The organism is Paenibacillus sp. FSL P4-0113, assembly GCF_038009305.1.
GTDB lineage: Bacteria > Bacillota > Bacilli > Paenibacillales > Paenibacillaceae > Paenibacillus > Paenibacillus polymyxa_D.
Window position 1 is genome coordinate 2,514,848 of record NZ_JBBPAZ010000001.1, and the last position, 26,694, is coordinate 2,541,541.

Genomic DNA, 26,694 nt, shown 5'->3' on the forward strand with positions numbered 1-26,694 from the left:
AATGACTGAGATCAAACTGTTCTGCTTATTCAATCTTACGGAGCCATTTCTAGAAACTTAGCTGTCGGGTTTTTCTCCATAGCCGTACGCATGGCATACTCGTTTTCGAACAAGGCGACATAATTGCCCTTCTTATCCTTTACCAGCGTAGAGTTAATACGGAACTTGCTCGGGTCAATCTGCTCATCCACAATCCAACGTGCAAATTGGAATGGCATACGCTGAAGCTGTACATCAACTCCATACTCACCCTTCATGCGGTACTCAAATACTTCAAATTGCAGTTGGCCGACAACACCTAATAGCGTATCGTCAAAGCTTACCGTACGGAAAACCTGAATCATACCTTCCTCGGTCAACTGGTCAATACCCTTCAGATACTGTTTGTGCTTCAAGGCATTTTTCACCGTTACCTTGGCAAAAATCTCAGGCGAGAAGGTCGGCAATTCATCAAACACAACCTCGCTACCTTGGCTGAGTGAATCACCAATACGGAAAATACCCGGGTCAAACAATCCAATAATATCGCCAGGAAAAGCCTCCTCAACAATATCACGGTCCTGTGCCAGGAACTGCTGTGGCTGAGACAGCTTTATCTCCTTGCCCATCCGTACATGCTTAACACTCATCCCGCGTTGAAACTTACCAGACACAATACGCAAAAATGCAATACGGTCACGGTGAGCCGGGTTCATGTTCGCTTGAATTTTAAATACATAGCCAGTAAACTTTTCGTTTGTTGGTTCAATTTCCCCAGCTGTACTACGGCGTGGCTCCGGTTTAGGAGCAAGCTGAAGGAAGTTTTCCAAAAATGTTTGTACACCAAAATTATTAATCGCACTGCCGAAGAATACCGGTGTTAATTCTCCGCGCTGTACTTTCTCCATGTCAAAAGGGTCACCCGCGACATCAAGCAACTCCAAGTCTTGGCATAATTGGTCATGCAAATATTCGCCCGCCATCTCACGAATGATCGGATCATTGTAATCTTCCACTTTTTGTACTTTAATCGTGGAATGGTCATCTCCCTGAAACAGCTCGACCTGATTTTTGACACGGTCATAGACACCGCACAGCTCGCGTCCTGTACCAATCGGCCAATTCATAGGCACCGAACGGATGCCAAGTACCTGCTCCAACTCCTCCATCAAATCAAAAGGACTGCGTCCCTCACGATCCAGTTTGTTAATGAAGGTGAAAATCGGAATTCCACGCTTCGCACAAACTTGAAACAGCTTAATCGTTTGCGCTTCCACACCTTTCGCTACGTCAATCAGCATGACTGCACTATCTGCTGCTGTTAATGTACGATACGTGTCTTCACTGAAATCCTGGTGACCTGGCGTGTCCAGAATGTTGATGCGGTGACCATTATAATCAAATTGCATCACTGAGGATGTTACAGAGATCCCCCGCTGTTTTTCAATCTCCATCCAGTCACTCGTGGCGTGTTTGCTTGCTTTACGCGCTTTAACTGAACCAGCAAGACGAATCGCGCCCCCGAACAGCAGCAGCTTTTCCGTCAGTGTCGTTTTACCCGCATCCGGGTGAGAAATAATCGCAAACGTACGCCGTTTGTCGACTTCCTGTTGAAGTATATCTGTTGTTTTACTCATTTCACATATCCCTTCATGATCAAATCCATTGCATTCCTGCTCAAGCTATTCATAAAAAGGCCATGATGCACGCCTGTTTTCATAAAATCATCGGCTCATTGCCGTTAGCCCCATTATTCGGCGTACCCCGTTACCATATTCATTATAAATACGATCTATTTACATGTTTTAGCCTGCCTTTAACCTATAATCAGTTGCAAACTGAAAACCTGAGACTAAGCTATTATAGCACACTCCGAACGCAAAGCATCCCCTTACGTCCTAAACAGGACATAGGGGGATGCAGGACAAAACGGGATTACTGAACGCCGCCTACTCGCCAGATGACATTATCTTCATCCTGACCGCTAACCGGCCACCACTTGAAGCCATCCTGCTCCAATAGCTTGTGTGCACCTTCCGGTCCCCATGAGCCTGCAGCATAGGTTTCCAGCGTATCCGGGGTCTGCTGCCATGCTTTGGCGATTCGATCGACGAATCCCCATGCCGTGGCAACCTCATCCCAACGCGTGAAGTACGTCGAATCACCCTCAATGGCATCCATCAGCAACCGTTCATAAGCCTCCGGTGAGTTGATACCCACCATACAGCTTTGGCAAAAATCCATAGCCAATGGCTCAATATCTGATTCCGAGCCAGGTTTCTTGGCATTAATTTTAATGTAAATGCCCTCCATTGGATTGACCCGAATGACGAGCAAGTTCGGTTCCAGCTTATGCTTTTGACCGAGGTACACGTTCGTTGGCATGCTCTTAAATTCCACAACAATCTCCGTTGTTTTTACAGGGAGACGTTTGCCCGTACGAATATAGAACGGTACGCCAGCCCAACGGAAATTATCAACAAACACGCGTGAAGCAAAATAAGTCTCTGTGTTTGACTGTGGATCAACCTTGTCTTCTTGGCGATATCCTGGCAACTGCTGACCGCGATAACTGCCTTCGATGTATTGACCACGCACCACATTGGTTTTCACATCGTCAGACGTTTCAAAAGGGCGCAGCGAACGCAGCACTTTCACCTTTTCATCACGGATATCCTCAGGCAACAAACGACTAGGTGGCTCCATCGCAATCATCGTTAGCATTTGCAGCATATGGTTCTGTCCCATATCCCGCAAGGCGCCGGAATGATCGTAGTAACCTCCGCGTTCCTCCACCCCTACCGTTTCACTAAGCGTAATTTGCACATTGGCAATATGCTTATTATTCCACAGTGGTTCAAAGAAGGCGTTCGCGAAGCGGATCACCTCAATATTTTGTACCATTTCCTTGCCAAGATAGTGATCAATCCGATAAATTTCTTCTTCGGCAAATACTTCTCGTATTTCAACGTTCAATTCTTGTGCAGATTCGAGGTTATAACCGAATGGCTTCTCAATGACAAGACGATTCCACCCTTTGCCATCCATCATGCCGCCATCTTTCAAACTCTTAGACACGCTTCCGAATAATTCAGGAGCCAAGGCCAAATAAAACAACCGATTTCCCGGTATGTTAAACTTGCTTTCTATAGACTCCGTCTGCTGTCTCAACTCATGGAACCCTTCGACATTGTTGATATCAAGCGATTTATATTCAAAATGCTCGGCAAATGCCTGCCAATCTTGATCATTTTCTGCTTTGTAGCGACTAAACTCCTGTATGGAAGCGTACAGGTCATTACGGAATTCTTCCTCTGTGCGAGGACGCCTTGCTACACCAATAACGGCAAAATCCTCAGCAAGCTTGCCTTCGCGGTACAAGCTGTAAATAGCAGGAAAAAGCTTGCGACGAGCCAAATCGCCCGTAGCGCCAAAAATAAACAGAACTGCGCCTTGCGTCACAACAGATTCTTTAGCAGGTATGTCAGCCATGTAGTACCTCATTCTTCCCATGTCAAGATTCCGCAATCCACAATCCCCGAAATCCGCATGTAGTATTGTGTATATTTATACAAGATCATACTTGATTTTCGAAAAACATGGAACTAAAGATTTGATGATATTTTAGCATATCCTACATGGATAAGCTATCCGATGAATCATCAATTTACCTTATAAGTCAGTATTCAATCGTGATGAGCGGAAAACCGAGCGTTATACGTGTATCCTGTTGCTCCTTATCTTCATGTACAGCCATCTGCATCTGGACCTGATGCTCACCGCTTTGAATCATTAGCGGCAGCTCTGGAGCTTCATAGGATATAGCCACAGTAGTCGCATCCGTATATCTTTCTTTGGCCTGCATGGAGATGTTCCCTGTTAAGCTCGCTTCTGTCAGTTTCAACAGTTGATCTTTGGATTCCTTTGTATGCAGCGAACGCTGAAGGGCCGTGTTCCACTGCGCTTGAATCCCCATAGACTTTAATTGCTCAGCACAGAGTTTATGAAGCTGAATCAACTGCTCACGTCCTGCATCGTTGCTCTCCAGTTGAACGACTACATACCATTGCCCAGTTTGACGTTCCATTACATTTAAGCGGATTTTTAGATCCTCACTATTACGAACAGAACGATAAACCGTGTGTCCATTTTCCACGAGTTTGTTTACTGTGGGTATATTCAGCTGATCAGCTATCTGTGCCGCTACATCTGCCGGCTCTTCATGGTTAGAAATCCAATCGCCTTGCCACTTCACAACCAGCTTATCCAGCGTACCCGGGGCCTGGTCCGAGATGGTTAACAATGAGCGTAAAGCCGTTTCTGCCTCGCGGGAATCATATCGGTTTGTCTGAAGGGTTCCGTAACGCCAGCCAGCCAGTACCAGCACCGTTCCTAATACCAAAATCGTAATAATCCCTTTTCTAATCAACTCTGCTTTTAGCATTATCGTTCCTCCCGCTCCACACAACCATCCGATTCCCACACCTACGCTCTGGATACTTTCTTTTTCGGCTGGTTTGAAATCTATGAATCTATCAATAGCATTCCCGTTGTCAGAGGTTTTATACACACAGCAATACGGCAAAGCCCTTCTAAAATATTCATCTGCCTACTGGGTGTTCGACCATACATCGTAGGCACCATAAGAATAGACTATGATCACAATGCATCTTACACCAAAAGAGGTGAAATCATGTTTCCGATTTATCCTGTAAATGAAGCCAGTGTGGCACCTCATGGTGGACGTCTGGTCTGTGCCGTTATGCGTGATGGTACACGACACATCGGCATCTTAAGTGGGTGTAGCAAAGGCAAGCTGATGTTGAACGGATATCCACCCTCCTTTCCTGGCAGTCTCTATGCCGGGAGCTACAGTAACAAAGGAAAACAAACCCCTAAAAAGATTTCCTCTAAAAAGAAAAAAAGGAATCCTAAAAACAAAGTTCGTACCTCTGCCAAACTAAATGCCTTAATTAAGCCGCCCAATGCACCTCTGAGTCCATCCTTTCCTTATGACGCAGGCGGATTTGCTGGAAATGGCTATAGTAGTTATGGAAATGGCAGAGCAGGCTATCGCGGTGGGTACGGCGGATATGGATACGGTGCAGGGCTTGCACTAGATCTGGCTTTAATCGCCTTTTTATTCCTCCTGATCTAAACACCTTGTTATAGAACACAAAAAACCGGAGAACTATTATCGTCTCCGGTTCTTTGTATTCGTTTATTCTACATTCTACTCTGCTAATCCGTTCTTATAGGCATAGATCGCCGCCTGTGTACGGTCTTCCACTCCTAATTTAGCGAGAAGGTTCGTGACATGGAATTTTACCGTCTTAATCCCGATAATCAGCTCGTCTGCGATATCCTGATTAGACTTCCCTTGTGCCAACAGGCGAAGTACCTCCATCTCACGATCAGTCAGCTCCGTATGGGCGGGCGCTTCAGCCTGTGGCTGGCGGAATCGATTCATCATCTTGGAGGCCACCTGTGACTCTAGTACGGACTGTCCACGTGCAGCTGCACGGATCGCATCCGCTATTTCGGAAGCGCGAGACGTTTTAAGCAAATAGCTGAATGCCCCTGCCTCAATGACCGGATACATTTTCTCATCGTCCAAATAACTCGTCAGCACAATCACCTTTGTCTCTGGAAGCAGACGAGTTACTTGGCGTGTCGTTTCGATGCCATCCATGCCATCCATGACCAGATCCATCAAAATCACATTTGGCTTGTATTCGGAAGCCAACCGTATGCCTTCTTCTCCGCTTCCGGCCTCGCCGACCACTTCAATACCTTCTTCCGTCCCCAGCACCGCCGCAAGACCAATTCGTACCATTTCATGGTCGTCTACCAGCAGTACGCTAATCGGTAATTCCGTTTCCATGATCATCGTTCCTTCCGCTTTCATCATTAATAACTGGCACGGACACCTCAATCCGTGTCCCTTTTCCTGGAGCCGTTATATACTGAATCGCTCCCCCAATTTCACTGACCCGCTCCTGCATCGTGGATAATCCATATGAAGTCTGCTTTTTCTCATCCAGCTCAAAACCAATACCGTTATCCCGAATCGTCAGCCTGATGGAATCTGGGCGTTGCACGATACGAATTTCCATGCGGGTTGCTTTGGCATGGCGCAACGTATTAGACATCGCTTCCTGCACAATACGAAACAAGTGGTTCTCAATGCCTTTAACCAACTGTACTCCGCTTTCAATCTCAAAATCAATCTCCATCGGTACCTTTGCCTGCAACTCTTGTACCAAATCACGCAACCCCTGCTCAAGCCTTTTCCCTTCCAGATAGACAGGCCGTAGATGAAGTAGTAACGCCCGCATTTCAGATTGTGCCACAGAAGACATTTCTTCAATTAGCGCAACTTGACGCTGTGCTTTATCAAAGTCCTTATCCAGCGTCCTCCCCACAGCCGTCGCGGTCATTGAAATAGCAAATAATTGCTGTGATACGGCATCATGCAACTCTCTGGCCAGCCGCTGCCGCTCCTCCACAATCGCAGTCATCCGTGCCTGTTCCGCCAACTGAGCATTATCCGTGGATAAGCGTTGTAAAGACGTAACTTGTTCCTGCCATTTACGTCCAATCCGTTCCAGCTGCTCTCCCAGTCTACCAAGTTCATCATGCCCTAGGGGCGGCAACTCACGTGCAGGGGTTCCCTTTTCCCACATCAGCAACGTCTCTCTCAACATTTCCAGTCTGCTTTTAAAGCGGTAGCTCTCATAAAATCCGTACATTGCCCCTGTACCAATCAACACCAGTATAACGGCTCCTGCAACTTTCAATATCATTCCCCAGGTTGGAAACGACTTCACATATCCATATGTATACAGCATATAAAAGACAACTACGCCTACAACAACACACAGGAGGATACCTTGACCCATACTGCGGGTTACCATGTTGGACGTTTTTTTATGATTCATCCCGGCTCCTCCTGATTCAATAAAATCGGACGCGGACATCGCCCGCCAAGTACGAAACGACAAACTTCACTTTATATTCACTCTGCTCAAAATGGGGAGACTTCCAAACCAGTCGATTGAGCATCCCCGCCTCATGATCCCGGTCAAACTGAATCTGTCCGAACAGGACGAACATCTCCACCTCTACACCGTAATTATCCGGTAGCGTGATATCAATGTCACCGAAGATCCCTTGTAAAAATATGACGGACTCACGTTCCTCTGGTAGAGCCAACGTCAGATCGGCATCCACATCGCCAACCACATGCCATATGCTTGTGCTACGCAGGCTCCACGGCACTTCATCCCATTTATGATTCGATATAAAATTGTGCTTGAATATGGAGCTTTGACCTTTATGCAGCTTCCTTGAACGTGAATAGAATATAGCTAATGATGCTAGTGTAACTACCACAAACAGGAACAAATGATCCAGCACTAGCAATCCAGCACCAATCGCGAGCATCGTGTAACCCTTTTTGATTTTGGAATTGCGGATCTTATATATTCCGGCCAACATTAGAATCAGTGCAACCACGGAGAGGAACCCAATCCACTGACCGAATAAAATGATAATCCCGATGCCAATCCCTGCCAGTGCCAAGGCTGATTTTCTTCTCTCCATGCTGCACCCCCTTTTTGTTTATACAGGACGGAAAAGCCATAGTGGCGCAACATTCCGCCATATGGCTTTCCTGAACCATACAGATTAGGCACGATCATCGACCAATGTCCATTCCATACAGCATATCATAATGTCTTGTTTCCGAGTAGTCAGTCCTTCTTCATATCGACTGGTTTAACACCTGTCTGAATTTTGGACTTAAGCTGTTGAAGCTGCTCATCCACTTTAAACTGTTTTTCAGCCTCAGCCGGATTAACATATGCTTCTCCTGGAGCTTGACGGTAAGGAGCACGCAGTACGTCAGCTTCAGCTTCCATTTGCATAATTTTTTCTTCCATACGGTGGAAGCCCAATGAAGCAGACCCACTTTCAATCGTATGCAAACTATTGATTTGAGACATTTGCTTTTTGGCTTTCGCCATTTGAGCACGGGATACTAACTCATTGCGCTTGTTGCGCATTTTATAGAACTCATCTTTCATGTCGTGAAGCTGTTGTACTAATTCTTTTGCTTGAAGCTCAGCTTGTGTATGCAAGTCGCGGTATTCGTCCTGCTTTTGCACAAAATAAATCTTCTCTCCCAACAGCTTGCGCGCTACTTCTTCCTGACCATTTCGCAATGCGGATTCGGCTTGCTTCTCACGCTCATTGGATACACGTACCGCTTCCTCTAAACGCTGTTTCATACGTCGTTCATTCGCCATTTGCTTGGCAACCGTTACCTCAGCCTCGTGAATTTCCGCCTCCATATCGCGCAGATATTGATTCAACATAATAATCGGATCTTCCACTTTATCCAACACTTCATTCACCGATGCTCTTGTCATATCCTTCATTCTTTTAAAGATCCCCATTATTTACGATCTCCCTTCTCAAATTGCTCTACTTTTTTGCGTAACTCTGCCAATTCTTTTTTCATTGCCTTTTTCTCAATATCTTCCATCATGGAATCCAAGTCATTGTTCTGACCTGTGTTAAATTTGGATGAGTTGCGGGCATCTTGACCAAAAAACGGGTTCGAATTGCCATATGCACCGCCCTGGTTGTAACCAGTTCCCTGCCCATACTGCGATCTTGTATTGTTACTGCCATAATAGCGTGGATCCTGTTGATGGTAGGGCCCGCTGTCAGGGCCAAATCCTCCATCGAAAGGAGATCTCGGCTCCTTGGAGATAACCAGTGCCGCAATCACATAAATCATAAATGTGGTTCCTGCTGTAATAAAGAAACTGATCACAACCAGAATACGAATCCATGTTGAGTCCATTCCTGTTGCGTCAGAAAGACCGCCACATACACCTGTTATTACTCTATCCCGGCTTGATCTGTAAATTCGGGTCATTATCAAATTACTCCTTCCCGCTGTTGTTCAGCTTGCTTTTCAGTCTCGCCCACTCTTGTTCGAGCAGCGATCCACCGCCTTGGGCATCCTGTGCATGGTCGCCCTCACCCCGACGTAAATCACGCAGACTCATCGTTTCTGCTTCCATATCGGCTACCCGGTCTTCCAAGCGGTTGAACATTCGGGGAACATTTCGTCCACCGTATGTACCAGCCCGTTCGTTCATTTGCTGCTGGAGTCTCAACGTCTGTACACGTGCCGCATAATACTGACGCTTGCTGTGTACCGTTTGATATTCTGTCTTTAACGTATCTAGCTGTTGTTCTAGCTCACGTAGTGATTCACGGCTCTGCTCCCACAATTCTCTATACTGCTCTTCTTTTTCTGCATATAGCATTTTCTCCTGTAGGGCCAGCTTCGCAATATGTTCTTCATCAGCTTTCAAAGCCAGTAGCGCCTGTTCCTCCCGTTTGGTCTGCATGGACAATGCATGATCCAACTGCTGCTTCATCTGTCTTGTATGCATCGCATACTGTTGATGGAGTTTTTCCGCTTCGGCAATTTCCTGGCGGGTATTATACAAGAACTGGTCAATCAGTTGCACTGGGTCTTGGCTTTGTTCCAAATGCTCATTGAAGGTCGCTACCGTAATATCGCGCATTCTTCGAAAAACACTCATTTGCATCTGCTCCTTTCACAATTCGTATCCCCATAATTAAAACTTCGTTACTGCAATATTTCTTCATTCGCTAAACTGCTAAAATCAGTAACGTCTTCTGCGGTCACTCAGCAGGGAAACACCAAATATAATCAACCCGATTGCCAGTAGTGGTCCCAGAAGCCAGGACAGTTTGCCGAGCAAAATCAGTACCCCAAGTACAAGTACGATCCAGCCGAAGAGCGCATTTCCTTTTTTCACACCGTAGTAGCCTAGCATAACCATAGCTATCGGAATTAAGTAACCAATCAGATGTCCTAAAAAGTGACCGAAAAACGGAGTAAACTTACCGAGCAGCATAATCGAACCCAACACGATCAATACAATGGCTAACCCATTCCCTTTGTTAACTCTCATCATCTCTCACCGCCTTTCACTGTGTCTTGCTTATGTCCTTATTGTACGCTGAACAAGCGTTTGACAAAACGGACCCCAGACGGTTTTTGAACCTAGACCTAAGTCGGGGATGAGTATAGACCTGCGGCTATCCTCCTCTATGCTGTTCTGCTGCACGGGCTATCGAATGTTGCTCACCCGCTTGCTTGGAACGTAGTGAAAGGACGAGACAAGCCAGTAACGCTATAGCTGCAACCATATAAGGCAGATTAATATGAACATCGAACAACAGTCCTGCAATTAATGGTCCAATCACATTACCCAAGCTGGTATAGGATGAGTTCATGCCTGCCACAAAGCCTTGCTCATCTCCGGCCTGCCGCGATAGAGAAGTACTTACTGCCGGGCGAAGGATATCCATAGCCAGAAAAATGATGAAGGTCGTCAGCATAATCATCATGTACTGTTCAGCAAATAGGGTTAGGAAGATGAACAGGCCCCCAATAGCCAAGCAGAGATGAATTACTTTTTTCTCTCCAAAACGATTAATGATCCATCCAAATATAGTTGCTTGGACAACTGCTCCCAAAATGGAGCCTGTCGTTATGATGATGGCAATATCCATCGGTGTGAAACCATATTTATGGTCAACAAACAGTCCAAATACGGTTTCGAAGTTCGCTAACCCAAAAGCAACGACAAATACAATGAGTAAACCCATGAAATATGGAGATTGATATGACTTGGCAAATTGCTGCAAAAGATTTTCTTTTTGACGTGGAAGCTCTCTATTATATTGTTGCTTTTCCTTGCTTAAAGACTCAGGCAGCACTAACAGAGACAAGATAGCTGCTATTCCCGCAGCTCCAGCTGCCGCAAAGAAGGGAATGCGTATTCCATATGTGGCAAGCAATCCGCCAATCCCTGGCCCGATTATGAAGCCTGTGTTGATCGCCGCATTGATCATGCCCATTCCCTTGCCTCTTTCCTCAAACGAGGTCACGTCAGCGACATAGGCCATTATAGAAGGAGTCAGCAACGCTGCCCCTGCTCCACCCATGATTCGTGCTATGAACAGGGTAGGAATGGAATGAGCCAGTCCAAAAACAAGCTCTGATAACATGAAGATGAACATCCCAGAAACAATCAATTTTTTACGTCCATAACGATCAGACAACTTTCCTGACAATGGTGATAATAAAAGCTGAGTCAACGCAAAAGCTGCAACCATCAGTCCCATCGAAGAACCATTCATCCCTAGCTCACTTATAAATTTAGGTAATACAGGGACAACTAAGCCAATCCCCATGAACGCCAAAAAAATGTTAAGCATCAATAACAGCATTGCTCCTCGATTTCTTGTGAGTATAGACATATTTCCACCCTTCCTTTTCCGTATCTCTTTATTCGATATCAGGTAAACTTCATTATCCCTTTTCAAAAAACAATTGAAACTAAAAATGTTTTCTTAGTTTTCATATAAAAAAGTGGCCTCTTCAAATATGCAGCATATTGTTGAGGCTATTTTTTAATTTTCGACCAAACCGAACAACAAAATATCTACAATAGAATAAGTAGCTTCCTCTACCGTCACACTGTTATCCAGAAAGAAACGCTGATCAAGCGTTAAATTTACAGATTCAATAATAAGCTTCATGATCAGAGCCTCATTTTTGTTCACAATAATTCCTTCTCGGATGCCTTCCTGAATTAATGTTCTAATCGGAGACCAATCATTTAAATCGGCATGTACCCTTTTCCATTGTTCAGGATAATACTTTTTCATCTGGTCCAATATTCTTAAATCGTAAAACTTATAATACAGAGGCATGACCCTAATCGACTGCTTAATCTTGTCTAACAAAGATAACTCATTATTTTGGATAATCTGCTCAGTTTTTCGAATCATATCATCATTTGTACGCTCAATAAGTGTTTCTAAAATAAGCGTCTTAGACGAAAAGTTTTCATACAACGTACGCTTGCTAATAGCGAGTCTTTTCGCAAGATCATCCATCGTAAATTTCAATCCATTTTCATGAACTTCATCTACAAAAGCCTCCAAAATTCTTTCCTGCATATTCGCCCTCATTTCTTTCGCGCTCGGTAAACTAGAAAAGTTTTTTCAGTACCATCATCTTACGATAAGATCAAAGCGCTGGTCAAATCCATGTTAACCTTGTTGCCAAAATCATGAATATATAATAAAAGGATGATAAAATGCCTTTAAGCATTTTATCATCCTCAGGCTGTCGAGAAAGTCTCGACAGCCTATTTTATGTTAATTTTGTTTAAGACGACACCGCGTTAATGTTGTATAATATAGGTAACTATTGTAGAACGGATGGTGTTGATATGCTACGCTCCAACCGCGAAAAACAACAATCCTACGAATTTGTTTCCATCGAAGATCTGGTTCCTCAAGATCACTTGCTCCGCAAAGTAGATAAGTATATCGATTTTTCGTTTATCGATGATAAAGTTCGACCACTGTATTGTGCAGACAACGGGCGTCCTGCCATTGATCCTACCGTATTGTTTAAAATGATCTTTCTCGGTTATTTCTATGGCATTCGCTCAGAACGGCAACTTGAGCGAGAAATTCAGACGAACCTAGCTTATCGTTGGTTTCTGGGGTTGGGCTTAACGGATAAAGTTCCGGACCATACGACGATTAGCTGGAATCGTCGCACTCGCTTTAAAGACACCACGATCTTTCAAGATATCTTCGATGAAATTGTGCTGCAGGCGATCTCTCATCGAATGGTGGGTGGGCGTGTTCTCGTCACCGATTCCACACACGTCAAAGCCAATGCTAACAGGCACCAGTACACCAAAGAACAAGTGTTGCAGAATACTAAAGACTATATGGACGAGCTGAACGAAGCGGTGAAGGATGACCGGAGAAACCACGGAAAAAAGCCTTAAAATCCCGAGAGGAGGTGAACGAAGAAAAAGAAATTAAAGTGAGCAAAACAGACCCGGACAGCGGCTATATGATCCGTGATGGCAAGCCCGAAGGCTTCTTCTATCTGGACCACCGCACGGTGGATATGAAGTACAATCTGATTACGGACGTGCATGTGACACCAGGGAATGTACATGATTCTGTCCCCTATTTGTCCCGTTTGGATCGCCAAAGAGAACGTTTTGGTTTTCAAGTAGAAGCTGTTGCACTAGATTCAGGTTATTTAACAACGCCGATTTGCCGAGGTTTGCAGAACCGAAAGATTTTTGCCGTGATTGCTCACCGAAGATTCCATCCCAGACAAGGACTGTTTCCGAAATGGAAGTTTGAATACGATGCCAAACGCAATGCGTATAGATGCCCAGCCCAACAGGAACTGCCCTACCGAACGACGGACCGTAAGGGATACCGGCAGTATGCCTCTGACCCAGCTCAGTGCCAGCATTGCCCACTGCTAAGTCAGTGTACCCAGTCTCGAAACCACCGCAAAGTGGTGACTCGGCATGTCTGGGAAGACAGCAAAGAATGGGTACGGAGCAACCGGCTGAGCCCATCTGGTAAAAAGCTGTACCGCAAACGAAAAGAGACGATTGAGCGAAGCTTCGCGGATGCCAAAGAGCTCCATGGGTTTCGCTATTGTCGTTTGCGCGGTCTTCCAAACGTCAGGGAACAAGCCCTTATGACGGCAGCCGTGCAGAACATGAAGAAGATGGCGATCCACCTAGATCGCCTGGAGAAACAGGGGTAACCCCCCCTGCTTCTCCAGAGACCAAAGCATTATGATGTAAAAAAGAAACCCACGTCTCAAAATGACGGGGTTTCTCGACAATCTGAGGATGATAAAATGCCTTTAAGCATTTTATCATCCTTTTGTGTATACCGACGAGAGGACTTGAACCTCTACGGTTTCCCACTCGATACCGAATACAATCTTGATAATACCTTGTTTAATGAAGGGGGATAAGCGTTGCTCGTCGATTTCGACCCGCAAGGTAATCTGTCGATGTACTTTGATATTGAGCAGCGGGATCAACTTCCGTGGCTATGGTCTGCGACAGGACTAACTCAGTTGCTCAGTATCAAGGAATTTAGAATACTTGTACAACTTCTTTAATATCATCAATTTCCTCAAGAATTGCGCGCTCAATAGCAACCTTTAACGTAATCGTAGCACTTGGGCAACCATTGCAAGCTCCCAAAAATCTTAATTTTGCTATACCGTTCTCAACTTCGACCAGTTCAGCATCTCCACCGTCACGCAGTAAGAAAGGACGTAGTTTGAGAAGAACTTCCGATACTTCATCGAATAAAACTCCATTTTCATCCATCATGCCAACTCCTCCCATTGTTTTACCAACCGTCAATTCAGACCTTTTTTCACCCTAGATCGTCTGAGTGATCCTTGGTTTTTTGCCTAAGAGTGACCTCTTGATCCGAAAGTTCCCTTATAAGCGTATGAATAGAGTCTAAAGGTATCATCACACCGCAACTTGCGCTCAATCCTGACAGCATATTGAGGCAGAACTGAAGTTTTCGTATCTCTCGCGTAATTTGAGCTAGTTCTGAATCGTCCGAATTATTTTTCTTCATTACTAGCACCTCGCACTTCTTTAAAGAATGATAAAGGTTTGATCTATTAAATTAATGAATCAACCGATGCTTCCTTCCATCTCAAATTGAATCAACCGATTCATTTCAACGGCATATTCCATTGGCAATTCTTTGGTAAACGGTTCAATAAAGCCCATTACAATCATTTGTGTAGCATCTTGTTCTGTAAGCCCGCGGCTCATTAAGTAAAACAATTGTTCCTCGGACACTTTGGATACTGTTGCCTCGTGCTCCAAAGTAATCTGATCGTTTTTAATTTCATTGTACGGAATCGTATCTGATGTTGACATGTGGTCCAATATCAACGTATCGCACTTAATATTGGACTTGGACCCTGCGGAATCGCGGCTGAAGCTGGACAACCCTCGGTAGTTTACTTTTCCGCCCTGCTTGCTGATGGATTTGGATATAATCGTAGATGTTGTCTCGGGAGCAAGGTGAATTACCTTCGCGCCAGCATCTTGATGCTGATCTTTACCGGCTACGGCAATAGACAGGATGGACCCCTTGGCTCCCCGTCCTTTCAATAATACTGCCGGATACTTCATTGTTACCTTGGAGCCGATGTTGCCGTCCACCCATTCCATTGTGGCATTTTCTTCTGCCACAGCCCTTTGGGTTACCAAGTTGTAGATATTAGGAGCCCAATTCTGAATGGTCGTGTAACGGACACGGGAATCTTTCCGGCAAATAATTTCAATAACTCCACTATGCAGAGAACTGGTACTATAAATAGGTGCTGTACATCCTTCAACATAATGGACAAAGCTGCCCTCTTCGGCAATAATTAATGTCCGCTCGAATTGACCCATATTTTCAGAATTAATACGGAAATAACCTTGTATAGGTACCTCGCACTGAACACCCTTCGGAATGTATACAAAGCTACCGCCTGACCAAACCGCACTATTAAGCGCCGCAAATTTATTGTCGGCGGGAGGGATGATCGTCCCAAAATGTTGCTTAAACACTTCGGGGTATTGCTTTAATGCACTATCCGTATCAAGGAAAATAACGCCCTGATCCTCCAGTTCTTTCCGCATGCTGTGATAAACTACTTCCGACTCATATTGAGCGGATACGCCCGCCAGGAACTTTTGCTCCGCTTCAGGGATTCCCAGCTTGTCAAAGGTTGCTTTGATCTCGAAAGGAACCTCCTCCCAGGTCTTTCCCTGTTTTTCAGAAGGGCGAACGTAATACTGGATGTCATCAAGATTTAGCCCGGTCAAATCCGCTCCCCATTCAGGCATCGGCATTTTGTAGAATTGATTCAAAGCTTTCAACCGAAAATTGAGCATCCACTCCGGCTCTTCCTTGATCCGGGAAATTTCCCGGACAATCTCTTCCGTCAGACCTTTTCCAGATTGAAAAATAGACTGGTGCTTGTCGCGAAACCCATATTTATATTCGCCCATATCTGGTGCTTTTTTAGCCATTAGTATCACTCCTTTTTAACCTTTCAAGATTCATTTTGATTTGCTATGATCTGCCGAGCTTGCTTTCCACTAAATCTTTTAGGCGACTGCGAACACCTTCCAGCGGGATCTCCGAAATGACAGGAGCGAGAAATCCGAAAATAACAAGATGTTCGGCTTCACTCCGTGATATCCCGCGCGACATCAGATAATAGATTTGCTCTGCATTTACTTGCCCCACGGATGCAGCATGACCCGCGGTTACATCATCCTCATCTATCAGCAGGATCGGATTGGCATCGCCGCGAGCTTTAGGACTTAGCATAAGCACGCGTTCTGTTTGCTGACCATCACAATGGGTTGCACCTTTTTCAATCTTTGTAATGCCGTTGATAATGGCCGTAGCTTCTTCAAGCATGACTGCACGCGTAATCATCTGGCTTACCGAGCTTCTGCCAAAATGCTGAGCTTGAGTTGTATAGCTCGATTTTTGATTGCCCGTGCCAATAGCAATCACCTTATTGTCGGAGACCGCCCCGTTGCCTTGTAGCAAAGTCTTGGTATCGCTGGCGGTATTACCATTGTTCATCTCACCGATAATCCATTCCACACCCCCATCAGCAAGAACGACCGCCCGTCGCTGGGTGAAATCTGTTGTAGTTACAGCAAGCTGATGAACCGAAGCTACTTGCACCTTTGAGCCCGCCCCCGCGAAGACCTCCGTCACACCGTTATGCAATACCTTGACATCATCACCACTCGATACACAATTATCCACATAAGTGATCTTGCTGTTGCTCCCTGCCACAATTAAGACGTGAGGAGCAAAACACACACCGCTTTTATCGTTAAGAAAGATCGCTTGAATAGGTGCTTCAACCTCTACACCGTCTGGGACATATAGAAAAACGCCACCACTCCATAAGGCACTGTGTGCAGCAGATAAACGATGTTCTTCTGGCTTTACTGCCTGAAAGAGATAACGTTGAACCAGCTCCTCATGCTCTTTTGCCGCAGTATGCAGATCCGTTAAAATGACTCCCTGGGCGGCTAAGCTCTCGGACAATTTCGTATACACTACATCCGAGTTGAACTGAACGATTAGTCCGCCTTTCACCGGAGAAGCAACCAAACCTCGAACAACCTCCGGCGCTTCCTCCAAACTAGACCACGCATTCTCAGCTTTGTAATCTCCACTTTCGTAGATATCCCATTTTTCAAGATTGATTTTCTCCACTTTAGGCAACTCCAGCGTCCCTGCCAGTTCGAGTGCGTGAACGCGGCGTTCAATCAGCCAACGAGGTTCATCCTTAGCGCTTGACCATGCGCGTAAATCGTCCACATTCATTGAAACTCTAGCTTGTATATCCACGTGCTGTTCCTCCTCTCCGGCTTTTAAGCTTCCCTTACCGTCTCATCCGTAATCCCAAGTTCCTCCTTCACCCAATCGTACCCTTCAGCCTCCAAACGGTGGGCAAGCTCCGGACCGCCAGATTTAACTATCCGGCCTTGCATCATGACATGCACAAAATCCGGGGTAATATAATTCAACAGTCGTTGATAATGGGTGATGATTAAAAAGCCTCTATCCGGGCTGCGCATCTCATTTACGCCATTGGCCACAATACGCAGTGCATCAATATCAAGCCCTGAGTCCACTTCATCCAGGATCACAAACTTGGGTTCAAGTAGCATCATTTGCAAAATCTCATTCCGCTTTTTTTCACCGCCAGAGAATCCCTCATTCAAATAACGATGCACAAATTCCGGGTTCATCTCCAGCCCCTTCATTTTGCTCTCCATTTCACGGATAAAACGGATTAGGGATATCTCATCGCCTTCTTCACGCCGTGCATTGATGGCACTTCTGAGAAAATCCGAGTTGGTCACGCCAGCAATTTCACTTGGGTATTGCATAGCGAGGAACAAGCCTGCCTGGGCACGCTCATCCACCTCCATCTCCAGAAGGTCTTCATTGTCCAATGTCACCTTACCGCCAGTAACCTCATATTTGGGATGGCCCATTAAAGCTGAAGCCAATGTACTTTTTCCCGTCCCATTAGGCCCCATAATCGCATGAATCTCTCCGCCATGAATCTCCAGTGTGAGCCCTTTTAAAATTTCTTTCCCTTCAATCTTGGATCTTAATTCCTCAATCTTTAATGTCGTCATTTATCGTAAACTTCCCTTCGGAGTATTCTTCGGCACGCGCCACCAAATCACTCATAAATTTTCCAATAGTCTGCAGCTCAACCTCTGAATAGGATTCAATGAATTGGTAAAACCTTTCTTCTTTTTCTTTGTGCATTTCTTTATGCAAATGATAAACGTGTCTTCCCTTATCCGTTAAACTAAAGTAAATCTCCTTACGATTGCTGTTCAGTTGACTTCTCATAATGAAGCCCATTTCCAGCAGCTTTGCACTAATTTTAGTAATGCTAGCTTTGGACAACCCCATCTTCTCCACAATCCCGGTATGATTTATCGGTTCATAATCACCAATGCAATCAATAACGTGCACACTAGTAATATTGTTGGAAAGCATGTCAATCTGGTACTTTCTGGCCTGTTGCCGAAATGAGTTAAATTCTTGTTCAGTATACAGCTCATTCAGATGTAGCATTTTAATATATTGCTCGTAAAGATGACCTTTAAAATGATTTTGAAACTCCAATTTCCCAATCTCCCCTCTTTTGTAGTAGTTGAGACCAAGTTCAGTGTCTCCATTAGATCTTTTTGTTCACTAGTAAACAAAATTATATTAACACAATTGATATTGATAATCAATATCAATTGTGTTAAATGTGACGTAATTTTGAAGTCGCATTTCACGGGTTTGTTGTCATTGTCATAGGCCTCATGCTGTGTTTTTACTAGGGCACGTCCCGGAAATAGTTTTAAATACCTCTGATCAATCCTGCTTTGCGGGGGTTGAACAATGGAACCAATTCGGCAGCATCCGGATGGATCTGGTAACCGAAGCCAAGTCCAATACCGTTGCCTATGAACGTCATGGTACACCTGCCACAGACTGGGGTCGCTACCGTAAAAAGAGGACGAAGGTGGTGCTTGGCCGAGCTGTTTTAAAGCTGTATCGCCGCGTTTGAGTACGCTATCGCGAGCATGTATGGCAATGAATAATCCGTCAGTTACCTGTGTCTGGATATGTTATGGGGCCAAAGAGTAACCAAAAACTGTGGTTTTTGCTGGTGAATCCGAACAGGCGATCCTCCATTCTAGCCAGCACCGATCTGACACTGGAGACAACCTAGATCATTGAACTTTATACCGCCCGGTTCAAAAACAAATGTACCTTCTGGGCGCTAAAGCAATCCATCGGCGGATTCAGCTACCACTTTTGTAGCAAATCCATTCCGAAGCTCAACCGGTATTTGAAAAAGGATCGGGTTCACCCTCTGGAGTTGTTGGAAGAGGAGAAAGCGTAACGGGACATCCGCCTAACTGTAAAGATGAGAATGGTAAACGATAACCAAAATGGATCCCTACGGAGCTTAAGATAAAAGGAACCAAGAAAAGAGCCGAAATCTTGCTTCAGGAAGCCAGGAAGAATTATCATATGGAAGGACAAGCACTCGCGGTTGAAAACGAAGATATGCTGTAAGAGTAAAAGCGGCTACTCTATCCGGTAATCTGCCACTGGTGGACACGTTCTATGAGCTTCTGATTCGTATGAAGGAATAACAGGAATCCTATCGCTTATCTTCTGACAATTCTTATTGTCTTGAATACCTGGAGTATATTTATGTAGATGTATTAGGGGTAAGCATGAAAGAAGTTCAGGAATGGTTAGGCCACAGCGATTATGCAACAACGGCAAATATTTATTCGCATTTGGAATACAACTCAAAGGTGTCTTCAGCTCAAGCAATGAGTGGGGTACTAAAGCTCAAATAAAAAAAGCTCACTAGAGAATGTCTCTAATGAACTCTTTTAGTTAATACCGGCGAGAGGACTCGAACCTCCACGGTTTCCCACTCGATTTTGAGTCGAGCGCGTCTGCCATTCCGCCACGCCGGCGTATTCAATTATGGAGGCGCCACCCAGATTTGAACTGGGGAATAAAGCTTTTGCAGAGCTTTGCCTTACCACTTGGCTATGGCGCCAGAGTGTAACAAAGCGGACGACGGGAATCGAACCCGCGACCCTCGCCTTGGCAAGGCGATGCTCTACCGCTGAGCCACGTCCGCATAAAGATGGCTGGGGATATAGGATTTGAACCTATGCATGACGGAGTCAAAGTCCGTTGCCTTACCGCTTGGCTAATCCCCAATAAGTAAAGGGCGGCCGATGGGGCTTGAACCCACGAATGCCGGAGTCACAGTCCGGTGCGTTAACCACTTCGCCACGACCGCCGCAAGTAATGAATAATTGGCAGGGGCAGCAGGAATTGAACCCACACCAACGGTTTTGGAGACCGTTGTTCTACCTTTAAACTATGCCCCTATAAAACTGGTGGAGGATGATGGATTCGAACCACCGAACCCGTAAGGGAGCAGATTTACAGTCTGATGCGTTTGGCCACTTCGCTAATCCTCCAAAAATGGTGCCGGCGAGAGGACTTGAACCCCCAACCTACTGATTACAAGTCAGTTGCTCTACCAGTTGAGCTACACCGGCACATAAAATATTCAATTAAAAGTGGCTCGGGACGGAATCGAACCGCCGACACGAGGATTTTCAGTCCTCTGCTCTACCGACTGAGCTACCGAGCCTTAGAATAAGGCTCTTCATTACACGTTATAATACTAATGGCGGAACTGACGGGATTCGAACCCGCGATCTCCTGCGTGACAGGCAGGCATGTTAGGCCTCTACACCACAGTTCCATAATAATTTTTAATTGGTTGCGGGGGCAGGATTTGAACCTGCGACCTTCGGGTTATGAGCCCGACGAGCTACCGAACTGCTCCACCCCGCGACAATAATAAATATTAAATTTTCAAATGGTGGAGGCTGAGGGGCTCGAACCCCCGACCCTCTGCTTGTAAGGCAGATGCTCTCCCAGCTGAGCTAAGCCTCCACACCGAAACACTTTTCATATTATACCATAATAAAATTTTTATTGCAAGTTTTTTTATGATATTTTTATGACCCGTAGGGGATTCGAACCCCTGTTACCTCCGTGAAAGGGAGGTGTCTTAACCCCTTGACCAACGGGCCATGCTACAAATGAATTATGGCGGAGAGAGAGGGATTCGAACCCTCGAGACGCTTTTGGCGCCTACACGATTTCCAATCGTGCTCCTTCGGCCAACTCGGACACCTCTCCATATGGCTCCCCGAACAGGACTCGAACCTGTGACAACTCGATTAACAGTCGAGTGCTCTACCAACTGAGCTATCAGGGAATATTAAGCATTTGTTTCAAGGTTACACCCTGAAAACTGGATTCGAAACTCATTGCGTTTTATCTTAGGATAAGCCCTCGACCGATTAGTATTGGTCAGCTCCATGCATTACTGCACTTCCACCCCCAACCTATCTACCTCGTCGTCTTCAAGGGGTCTTACATACTGGGAAATCTCATCTTGAGGGGGGCTTCACGCTTAGATGCTTTCAGCGCTTATCCCTTCCGTACATAGCTACCCAGCGGTGCTCCTGGCGGAACAACTGGTACACCAGCGGTACGTCCATCCCGGTCCTCTCGTACTAAGGACAGCTCCTCTCAAATTTCCTACGCCCACGACAGATAGGGACCGAACTGTCTCACGACGTTCTGAACCCAGCTCGCGTACCGCTTTAATGGGCGAACAGCCCAACCCTTGGGACCTACTTCAGCCCCAGGATGCGATGAGCCGACATCGAGGTGCCAAACCTCCCCGTCGATGTGGACTCTTGGGGGAGATAAGCCTGTTATCCCCAGGGTAGCTTTTATCCGTTGAGCGATGGCCCTTCCATGCGGTACCACCGGATCACTAAGCCCGACTTTCGTCCCTGCTCGACTTGTAGGTCTCGCAGTCAAGCTCCCTTCTGCCTTTGCACTCTTCGAATGATTTCCAACCATTCTGAGGGAACCTTGGGGCGCCTCCGTTACTCTTTAGGAGGCGACCGCCCCAGTCAAACTGCCCACCTGACACTGTCCTCGCACCGGTTCACGGTACCAAGTTAGAACCTAGATACGATCAGGGTGGTATCCCAAGGATGCCTCCCTTCAAGCTGGCGCTCAAAGTTCTACGGCTCCCACCTATCCTGTACAGATCGTACCCAAATTCAATATCAAGCTGCAGTAAAGCTCCATGGGGTCTTTCCGTCTTGTCGCGGGTAACCTGCATCTTCACAGGTATTAAAATTTCACCGGATCTCTCGTTGAGACAGCGCCCAAGTCGTTACGCCATTCGTGCGGGTCAGAATTTACCTGACAAGGAATTTCGCTACCTTAGGACCGTTATAGTTACGGCCGCCGTTTACTGGGGCTTCGGTTCATAGCTTCGCCCCGAAGGGCTTACCACTCCCCTTAACCTTCCAGCACCGGGCAGGCGTCAGCCCGTATACTTCGCCTTGCGGCTTCGCACAGACCTGTGTTTTTGCTAAACAGTCGCTTGGGCCTTTTCACTGCGGCCCCCTCGGGCTATTCACCCTACCGAGGCACCCCTTCTCCCGAAGTTACGGGGTCATTTTGCCGAGTTCCTTAACGAGAGTTCTTCCGCGCGCCTTAGAATTCTCTTCTCGCCTACCTGTGTCGGTTTGCGGTACGGGCACCTTCTCCTGGCTAGAGGCTTTTCTTGGCAGTCTGAGATCATGACCTTCGCTACTACAATTTTCGCTCCCCATCACAGCCCAGCCTTACGATGTGCGGATTTGCCTACACATCAGCCTCACTGCTTAGACGGACATCCATCCGTCCGCGTCACTACCCTACTGCGTCACCCCATCGCTCATAACGGATTACGGTGGTACAGGAATTTCGACCTGTTGTCCTTCGACTACGCCTATCGGCCTCGCCTTAGGTCCCGACTTACCCTGAGCGGACGAACCTTCCTCAGGAACCCTTAGGCTTTCGGCGGATCTGATTCTCACAGATCTTTTCGTTACTCATACCGGCATTCTCACTTGAATGCAGTCCAGCGCTCCTTACGGTACACCTTCAACCCGCATTCAACGCTCCCCTACCCCTGATGCAAGCATCAAGCCATAGCTTCGGTGGTGTGTTTAGCCCCGTTACATTTTCGGCGCAGAGTCACTCGACCAGTGAGCTATTACGCACTCTTTCAATGGTGGCTGCTTCTAAGCCAACATCCTGGTTGTCTGTGCAACTCCACATCCTTTCCCACTTAACACACACTTGGGGACCTTAGCTGATGGTCTGGGCTGTTTCCCTTTCGACAATGGATCTTAGCACTCACTGTCTGACTCCCGGAACTAAATCTATGGCATTCGGAGTTTGACTGAGCTTGGTAACCCTTGCGGGCCCCGCACCCAATCAGTGCTCTACCTCCACGATTCTTCTTTCCGAGGCTAGCCCTAAAGCTATTTCGGGGAGAACCAGCTATCTCCGGGTTCGATTGGAATTTCTCCGCTACCCCCACCTCATCCCCGCATTTTTCAACATGCGTGGGTTCGGGCCTCCAGTGCGTGTTACCGCACCTTCACCCTGGACAGGGGTAGATCACCCGGTTTCGGGTCTACGTCCACGTACTCATTCGCCCTATTCAGACTCGCTTTCGCTGCGGCTTCAGCTCTTCACCTTAACCTTGCACGGGAACGTAACTCGCCGGTTCATTCTACAAAAGGCACGCCATCACCCATAAATAGGGCTCTGACTTCTTGTAAGCACACGGTTTCAGGATCTATTTCACTCCCCTTCCGGGGTGCTTTTCACCTTTCCCTCACGGTACTGCTTCACTATCGGTCGCCAGGGAGTATTTAGCCTTGGCAGATGGTCCTGCCGGATTCATACGGGGTTTCACGTGCCCCGCACTACTCGGGATCCGTCTCGGAGAGAACAAGTTTTGAACTACAGGGCTTTTACCTTCTCTGGCGGGCCTTTCCAGACCTCTTCATCTAACCGGTTCCTTTGTAACTCCATGTGAGACGTCCCACAACCCCAAGGAGCAAGCTCCTTGGTTTGGGCTAATCCGCGTTCGCTCGCCGCTACTGACGGAATCACTATTGTTTTCTCTTCCTCAGGGTACTTAGATGTTTCAGTTCCCCTGGTCTGCCTCTCACTCACCTATGAATTCAGTGAGTAGTGACTGTCGATGAAGACAGCCGGGTTTCCCCATTCGGACATCCCCGGATCAAAGCTTGCTTACAGCTCCCCGAGGCTTTATCGTTGTTCGCCACGTCCTTCGTCGGCTCCTGGCGCCTAGGCATCCTCCGTGTGCTCTTTGTAGCTTAACCTAGTATTTACATCGTAAATACGATTTGCTTTGAATTTCGGTTCAACACTTACGTGTGAATGAAATTCAAGGCAGCTACCTTTATTTCACTTGTTTACACAAGATCAGCTTAAAGGAATATTCTAAAACGCAATTTCGTTTCGGTATCCAGTTTTCAAGGTGCAATACAGTTTCAATGAAACTGTAGCCTGTGTGAATATCGGTCTAACTCAACCGAGTAGATGATATTCATGCAGTATGTTGAGAGTTTGAGCTCTCAAAACTGAGCAACGAGTGAGTAACAGGCCTAAACCTGAGTTTTGAAGCTAATGCTTCATATTTGAATGTTTCCGTTGCAGGAAACGATTCTCCATAGAAAGGAGGTGATCCAGCCGCACCTTCCGATACGGCTACCTTGTTACGACTTCACCCCAATCATCTACCCCACCTTCGGCGGCTGGCTCCCTTGCGGGTTACCCCACCGACTTCGGGTGTTGTAAACTCTCGTGGTGTGACGGGCGGTGTGTACAAGACCCGGGAACGTATTCACCGCGGCATGCTGATCCGCGATTACTAGCAATTCCGACTTCATGTAGGCGAGTTGCAGCCTACAATCCGAACTGAGACCGGCTTTTCTAGGATTGGCTCCACCTCGCGGCTTCGCTTCCCGTTGTACCGGCCATTGTAGTACGTGTGTAGCCCAGGTCATAAGGGGCATGATGATTTGACGTCATCCCCACCTTCCTCCGGTTTGTCACCGGCAGTCTGCTTAGAGTGCCCAGCTTGACCTGCTGGCAACTAAGCATAAGGGTTGCGCTCGTTGCGGGACTTAACCCAACATCTCACGACACGAGCTGACGACAACCATGCACCACCTGTCTCCTCTGTCCCGAAGGAAAGCCATATCTCTACAGCGGTCAGAGGGATGTCAAGACCTGGTAAGGTTCTTCGCGTTGCTTCGAATTAAACCACATACTCCACTGCTTGTGCGGGTCCCCGTCAATTCCTTTGAGTTTCAGTCTTGCGACCGTACTCCCCAGGCGGAATGCTTAATGTGTTAACTTCGGCACCAAGGGTATCGAAACCCCTAACACCTAGCATTCATCGTTTACGGCGTGGACTACCAGGGTATCTAATCCTGTTTGCTCCCCACGCTTTCGCGCCTCAGCGTCAGTTACAGCCCAGAGAGTCGCCTTCGCCACTGGTGTTCCTCCACATCTCTACGCATTTCACCGCTACACGTGGAATTCCACTCTCCTCTTCTGCACTCAAGCTCCCCAGTTTCCAGTGCGACCCGAAGTTGAGCCTCGGGATTAAACACCAGACTTAAAGAGCCGCCTGCGCGCGCTTTACGCCCAATAATTCCGGACAACGCTTGCCCCCTACGTATTACCGCGGCTGCTGGCACGTAGTTAGCCGGGGCTTTCTTCTCAGGTACCGTCACTCTTGTAGCAGTTACTCTACAAGACGTTCTTCCCTGGCAACAGAGCTTTACGATCCGAAAACCTTCATCACTCACGCGGCGTTGCTCCGTCAGGCTTTCGCCCATTGCGGAAGATTCCCTACTGCTGCCTCCCGTAGGAGTCTGGGCCGTGTCTCAGTCCCAGTGTGGCCGATCACCCTCTCAGGTCGGCTACGCATCGTCGCCTTGGTAGGCCTTTACCCCACCAACTAGCTAATGCGCCGCAGGCCCATCCACAAGTGACAGATTGCTCCGTCTTTCCTCCCTCGCCCATGCAGGAAAAGGATGTATCGGGTATTAGCTACCGTTTCCGGTAGTTATCCCTGTCTTGTGGGCAGGTTGCCTACGTGTTACTCACCCGTCCGCCGCTAGGTTATTTAGAAGCAAGCTTCTAAATAACCCCGCTCGACTTGCATGTATTAGGCACGCCGCCAGCGTTCGTCCTGAGCCAGGATCAAACTCTCCATTAAAGACCAACCGAAGTTGGTTTATAGAAAGAGCGATAAGCTCATTTTGAAACTGACGAGATAAAAAATATCTCTTGTTTGATTTTGCGAACAAAATCGTTTTACTCACTCGTTGTTCAGTTTTCAAAGATCAAACCTACATAACATCTTACTTTGTTTCACCACCGCGTCTCAGCGGCGACTTAAATAATGTAACACATAACCTCATTTTTCGTCAAGCTTTTTTTTGAAAACTTATTTTTTCCGCTTGATGCAACACGTTTATCCTGCTTTAAACAGTTCAAAACTATTCATGCTGCTTAATGGGGCGAGTTATAACTTATCACATATTTTATATACTCGTCAACCTAAATTAATAATTTATATTTTTTAACTATTTATAAATACTAGATCATGTGCAAAAAAAGGAAGAAAAGTCGGTTTAACAACCTTTCTTCCTGACAAATCAACCC

22 protein-coding genes, 15 tRNA genes and 2 rRNA genes are annotated in these 26,694 nt (G+C 46.5%); 5 read left to right on the forward strand and 34 right to left on the reverse strand.

Annotated elements, in window-relative coordinates; translation table 11 throughout:
* Nucleotides 1–35: 35 nt before the first annotated feature.
* From MKX46_RS10635 to MKX46_RS10645, 3 genes are all read right to left on the reverse strand, one after another.
* Nucleotides 36–1,616 (reverse strand): peptide chain release factor 3, encoded by a 1,581-nt coding sequence (locus MKX46_RS10635; protein ID WP_029518174.1) that lies wholly within the window; start codon nucleotides 1,614–1,616, stop codon nucleotides 36–38.
* Between the two features lie 298 nt (nucleotides 1,617–1,914).
* Complete coding sequence (gene zwf, locus MKX46_RS10640) at nucleotides 1,915–3,471, reverse strand: glucose-6-phosphate dehydrogenase (protein ID WP_029518173.1); 1,557 nt, start codon at nucleotides 3,469–3,471, stop codon at nucleotides 1,915–1,917.
* Nucleotides 3,472–3,658: 187 nt separating this feature from the next.
* Nucleotides 3,659–4,423 (reverse strand): YwmB family TATA-box binding protein, encoded by a 765-nt coding sequence (locus MKX46_RS10645; protein ID WP_029518172.1) that lies wholly within the window; start codon nucleotides 4,421–4,423, stop codon nucleotides 3,659–3,661.
* A 249-nt stretch (nucleotides 4,424–4,672) separates the two neighbouring features.
* On the opposite strand from MKX46_RS10645, the gene MKX46_RS10650 reads away from it, so the two are divergent.
* A complete protein-coding gene (locus MKX46_RS10650) occupies nucleotides 4,673–5,137 on the forward strand; it encodes a hypothetical protein (protein WP_029518171.1) in 465 nt (154 codons plus the stop codon).
* A 75-nt stretch (nucleotides 5,138–5,212) separates the two neighbouring features.
* Here MKX46_RS10650 and MKX46_RS10655 read toward each other — a convergent pair whose 3' ends face one another.
* From MKX46_RS10655 to MKX46_RS10695, 9 genes are all read right to left on the reverse strand, one after another.
* The gene (locus MKX46_RS10655; protein ID WP_013372995.1) at nucleotides 5,213–5,863 is read right to left on the reverse strand and encodes a response regulator; all 651 of its coding nucleotides are present in this window, start codon (nucleotides 5,861–5,863) and stop codon (nucleotides 5,213–5,215) included.
* On the reverse strand, nucleotides 5,841–6,920 hold the full coding sequence (locus MKX46_RS10660; RefSeq protein ID WP_165148441.1) for a sensor histidine kinase: 1,080 nt from the start codon (nucleotides 6,918–6,920) through the stop codon (nucleotides 5,841–5,843). Before MKX46_RS10660 ends, MKX46_RS10655 begins: the two co-directional genes overlap by 23 nt.
* Before the next feature lie 16 nt (nucleotides 6,921–6,936).
* Nucleotides 6,937–7,584 carry a cell wall-active antibiotics response protein LiaF gene (gene liaF, locus MKX46_RS10665; RefSeq protein ID WP_165148438.1) on the reverse strand — a complete coding sequence of 216 codons (648 nt, stop codon included), beginning with the start codon at nucleotides 7,582–7,584 and terminating at the stop codon, nucleotides 6,937–6,939.
* A 149-nt stretch (nucleotides 7,585–7,733) separates the two neighbouring features.
* On the reverse strand, nucleotides 7,734–8,438 hold the full coding sequence (locus tag MKX46_RS10670) for a PspA/IM30 family protein (protein WP_013311895.1): 705 nt from the start codon (nucleotides 8,436–8,438) through the stop codon (nucleotides 7,734–7,736).
* Nucleotides 8,438–8,926: a PspC domain-containing protein gene (locus MKX46_RS10675; protein ID WP_029518167.1), complete on the reverse strand. Its 489-nt coding sequence runs from the start codon at nucleotides 8,924–8,926 to the stop codon at nucleotides 8,438–8,440. Before MKX46_RS10675 ends, MKX46_RS10670 begins: the two co-directional genes overlap by 1 nt.
* A 7-nt stretch (nucleotides 8,927–8,933) precedes the next feature.
* Nucleotides 8,934–9,605, reverse strand: a complete 672-nt coding sequence (locus tag MKX46_RS10680; protein ID WP_013311897.1) for a PspA/IM30 family protein — start codon at nucleotides 9,603–9,605, stop codon at nucleotides 8,934–8,936.
* 84 nt (nucleotides 9,606–9,689) lie between these two features.
* Nucleotides 9,690–10,001: a LiaF transmembrane domain-containing protein gene (locus MKX46_RS10685; protein WP_013311898.1), complete on the reverse strand. Its 312-nt coding sequence runs from the start codon at nucleotides 9,999–10,001 to the stop codon at nucleotides 9,690–9,692.
* 127 nt (nucleotides 10,002–10,128) lie between these two features.
* Entirely contained in the window at nucleotides 10,129–11,379 is a 1,251-nt protein-coding gene (locus tag MKX46_RS10690; RefSeq protein WP_275041147.1) for an MFS transporter, read from the reverse strand.
* A gap of 129 nt (nucleotides 11,380–11,508) precedes the next feature.
* On the reverse strand, nucleotides 11,509–12,060 hold the full coding sequence (locus tag MKX46_RS10695) for a TetR/AcrR family transcriptional regulator (RefSeq protein ID WP_029518165.1): 552 nt from the start codon (nucleotides 12,058–12,060) through the stop codon (nucleotides 11,509–11,511).
* A 275-nt stretch (nucleotides 12,061–12,335) separates the two neighbouring features.
* On the opposite strand from MKX46_RS10695, the gene MKX46_RS10700 reads away from it, so the two are divergent.
* Both MKX46_RS10700 and MKX46_RS10705 read left to right on the forward strand, forming a co-directional pair.
* Nucleotides 12,336–13,696 (forward strand): IS1182 family transposase gene (locus MKX46_RS10700; RefSeq protein WP_241113430.1). Its coding sequence is split into 2 segments (ribosomal slippage): nucleotides 12,336–12,903 and nucleotides 12,903–13,696, totalling 1,362 coding nucleotides; the frame shifts between segments, so codons are not numbered across the junction.
* Nucleotides 13,697–13,915: 219 nt separating this feature from the next.
* Nucleotides 13,916–14,062, forward strand: coding sequence for a ParA family protein (locus MKX46_RS10705; RefSeq protein WP_341071235.1), 147 nt, complete (start codon nucleotides 13,916–13,918; stop codon nucleotides 14,060–14,062).
* Here the strand turns inward: MKX46_RS10705 and MKX46_RS10710 are convergent.
* From MKX46_RS10710 to MKX46_RS10730, 5 genes are all read right to left on the reverse strand, one after another.
* A complete protein-coding gene (locus tag MKX46_RS10710; RefSeq protein ID WP_013373004.1) occupies nucleotides 14,037–14,276 on the reverse strand; it encodes a NifU family protein in 240 nt (79 codons plus the stop codon). The genes MKX46_RS10705 and MKX46_RS10710 overlap by 26 nt on opposite strands.
* Nucleotides 14,277–14,597: 321 nt before the next feature.
* A complete protein-coding gene (gene sufB, locus MKX46_RS10715) occupies nucleotides 14,598–15,995 on the reverse strand; it encodes a Fe-S cluster assembly protein SufB (protein WP_341071236.1) in 1,398 nt (465 codons plus the stop codon).
* A gap of 43 nt (nucleotides 15,996–16,038) precedes the next feature.
* Nucleotides 16,039–17,346 carry a Fe-S cluster assembly protein SufD gene (gene sufD, locus MKX46_RS10720; protein WP_445671740.1) on the reverse strand — a complete coding sequence of 436 codons (1,308 nt, stop codon included), beginning with the start codon at nucleotides 17,344–17,346 and terminating at the stop codon, nucleotides 16,039–16,041.
* A gap of 23 nt (nucleotides 17,347–17,369) precedes the next feature.
* Nucleotides 17,370–18,146: a Fe-S cluster assembly ATPase SufC gene (gene sufC / locus MKX46_RS10725; protein WP_023990247.1), complete on the reverse strand. Its 777-nt coding sequence runs from the start codon at nucleotides 18,144–18,146 to the stop codon at nucleotides 17,370–17,372.
* A complete protein-coding gene (locus MKX46_RS10730) occupies nucleotides 18,127–18,648 on the reverse strand; it encodes a MarR family transcriptional regulator (RefSeq protein ID WP_029518160.1) in 522 nt (173 codons plus the stop codon). The genes sufC and MKX46_RS10730 overlap by 20 nt, the downstream gene beginning before the upstream one ends.
* 289 nt (nucleotides 18,649–18,937) lie before the next feature.
* Here MKX46_RS10730 and MKX46_RS10735 point away from each other — a divergent pair, with 289 nt between their 5' ends.
* Both MKX46_RS10735 and MKX46_RS10740 read left to right on the forward strand, forming a co-directional pair.
* Nucleotides 18,938–19,081, forward strand: coding sequence for a hypothetical protein (locus MKX46_RS10735; RefSeq protein ID WP_161627025.1), 144 nt, complete (start codon nucleotides 18,938–18,940; stop codon nucleotides 19,079–19,081).
* Nucleotides 19,082–19,760: 679 nt separating this feature from the next.
* Entirely contained in the window at nucleotides 19,761–19,889 is a 129-nt protein-coding gene (locus MKX46_RS10740) for a hypothetical protein (protein WP_258012605.1), read from the forward strand.
* 44 nt (nucleotides 19,890–19,933) lie between these two features.
* Here MKX46_RS10740 and MKX46_RS10745 read toward each other — a convergent pair.
* The 17 genes from MKX46_RS10745 to MKX46_RS10825 all read right to left on the reverse strand — a co-directional run bounded on the left by MKX46_RS10745 (nucleotide 19,934) and on the right by MKX46_RS10825 (nucleotide 26,245).
* Nucleotides 19,934–20,012 (reverse strand) — tRNA-Leu (locus MKX46_RS10745).
* Nucleotides 20,013–20,023: 11 nt separating this feature from the next.
* Nucleotides 20,024–20,098, reverse strand: a tRNA-Cys gene (locus MKX46_RS10750).
* Between the two features lie 12 nt (nucleotides 20,099–20,110).
* Nucleotides 20,111–20,182, reverse strand: a tRNA-Gly gene (locus MKX46_RS10755).
* A 7-nt stretch (nucleotides 20,183–20,189) separates the two neighbouring features.
* Nucleotides 20,190–20,264: transfer RNA gene (locus MKX46_RS10760), tRNA-Gln, on the reverse strand.
* Between the two features lie 10 nt (nucleotides 20,265–20,274).
* Nucleotides 20,275–20,347: transfer RNA gene (locus MKX46_RS10765), tRNA-His, on the reverse strand.
* Nucleotides 20,348–20,364: 17 nt separating this feature from the next.
* Nucleotides 20,365–20,438: transfer RNA gene (locus MKX46_RS10770), tRNA-Trp, on the reverse strand.
* A 7-nt stretch (nucleotides 20,439–20,445) separates the two neighbouring features.
* A tRNA-Tyr gene (locus MKX46_RS10775) sits at nucleotides 20,446–20,531 on the reverse strand.
* A 5-nt stretch (nucleotides 20,532–20,536) separates the two neighbouring features.
* Nucleotides 20,537–20,612 (reverse strand) — tRNA-Thr (locus MKX46_RS10780).
* Nucleotides 20,613–20,634: 22 nt separating this feature from the next.
* Nucleotides 20,635–20,707: transfer RNA gene (locus MKX46_RS10785), tRNA-Phe, on the reverse strand.
* Nucleotides 20,708–20,744: 37 nt separating this feature from the next.
* Nucleotides 20,745–20,821: transfer RNA gene (locus MKX46_RS10790), tRNA-Asp, on the reverse strand.
* A 15-nt stretch (nucleotides 20,822–20,836) separates the two neighbouring features.
* A tRNA-Met gene (locus MKX46_RS10795) sits at nucleotides 20,837–20,913 on the reverse strand.
* A gap of 26 nt (nucleotides 20,914–20,939) precedes the next feature.
* Nucleotides 20,940–21,015, reverse strand: a tRNA-Val gene (locus MKX46_RS10800).
* Between the two features lie 68 nt (nucleotides 21,016–21,083).
* Nucleotides 21,084–21,155: transfer RNA gene (locus MKX46_RS10805), tRNA-Glu, on the reverse strand.
* A 17-nt stretch (nucleotides 21,156–21,172) separates the two neighbouring features.
* Nucleotides 21,173–21,264, reverse strand: a tRNA-Ser gene (locus MKX46_RS10810).
* Nucleotides 21,265–21,267: 3 nt separating this feature from the next.
* Nucleotides 21,268–21,343, reverse strand: a tRNA-Asn gene (locus tag MKX46_RS10815).
* Nucleotides 21,344–21,408: 65 nt separating this feature from the next.
* A 23S ribosomal RNA gene (locus MKX46_RS10820) occupies nucleotides 21,409–24,335 on the reverse strand.
* 354 nt (nucleotides 24,336–24,689) lie between these two features.
* Nucleotides 24,690–26,245 (reverse strand): 16S ribosomal RNA (locus tag MKX46_RS10825).
* Together the 16S and 23S rRNA genes with 15 tRNA genes alongside form the textbook arrangement of a ribosomal RNA operon.
* Nucleotides 26,246–26,694 lie beyond the last annotated feature (449 nt).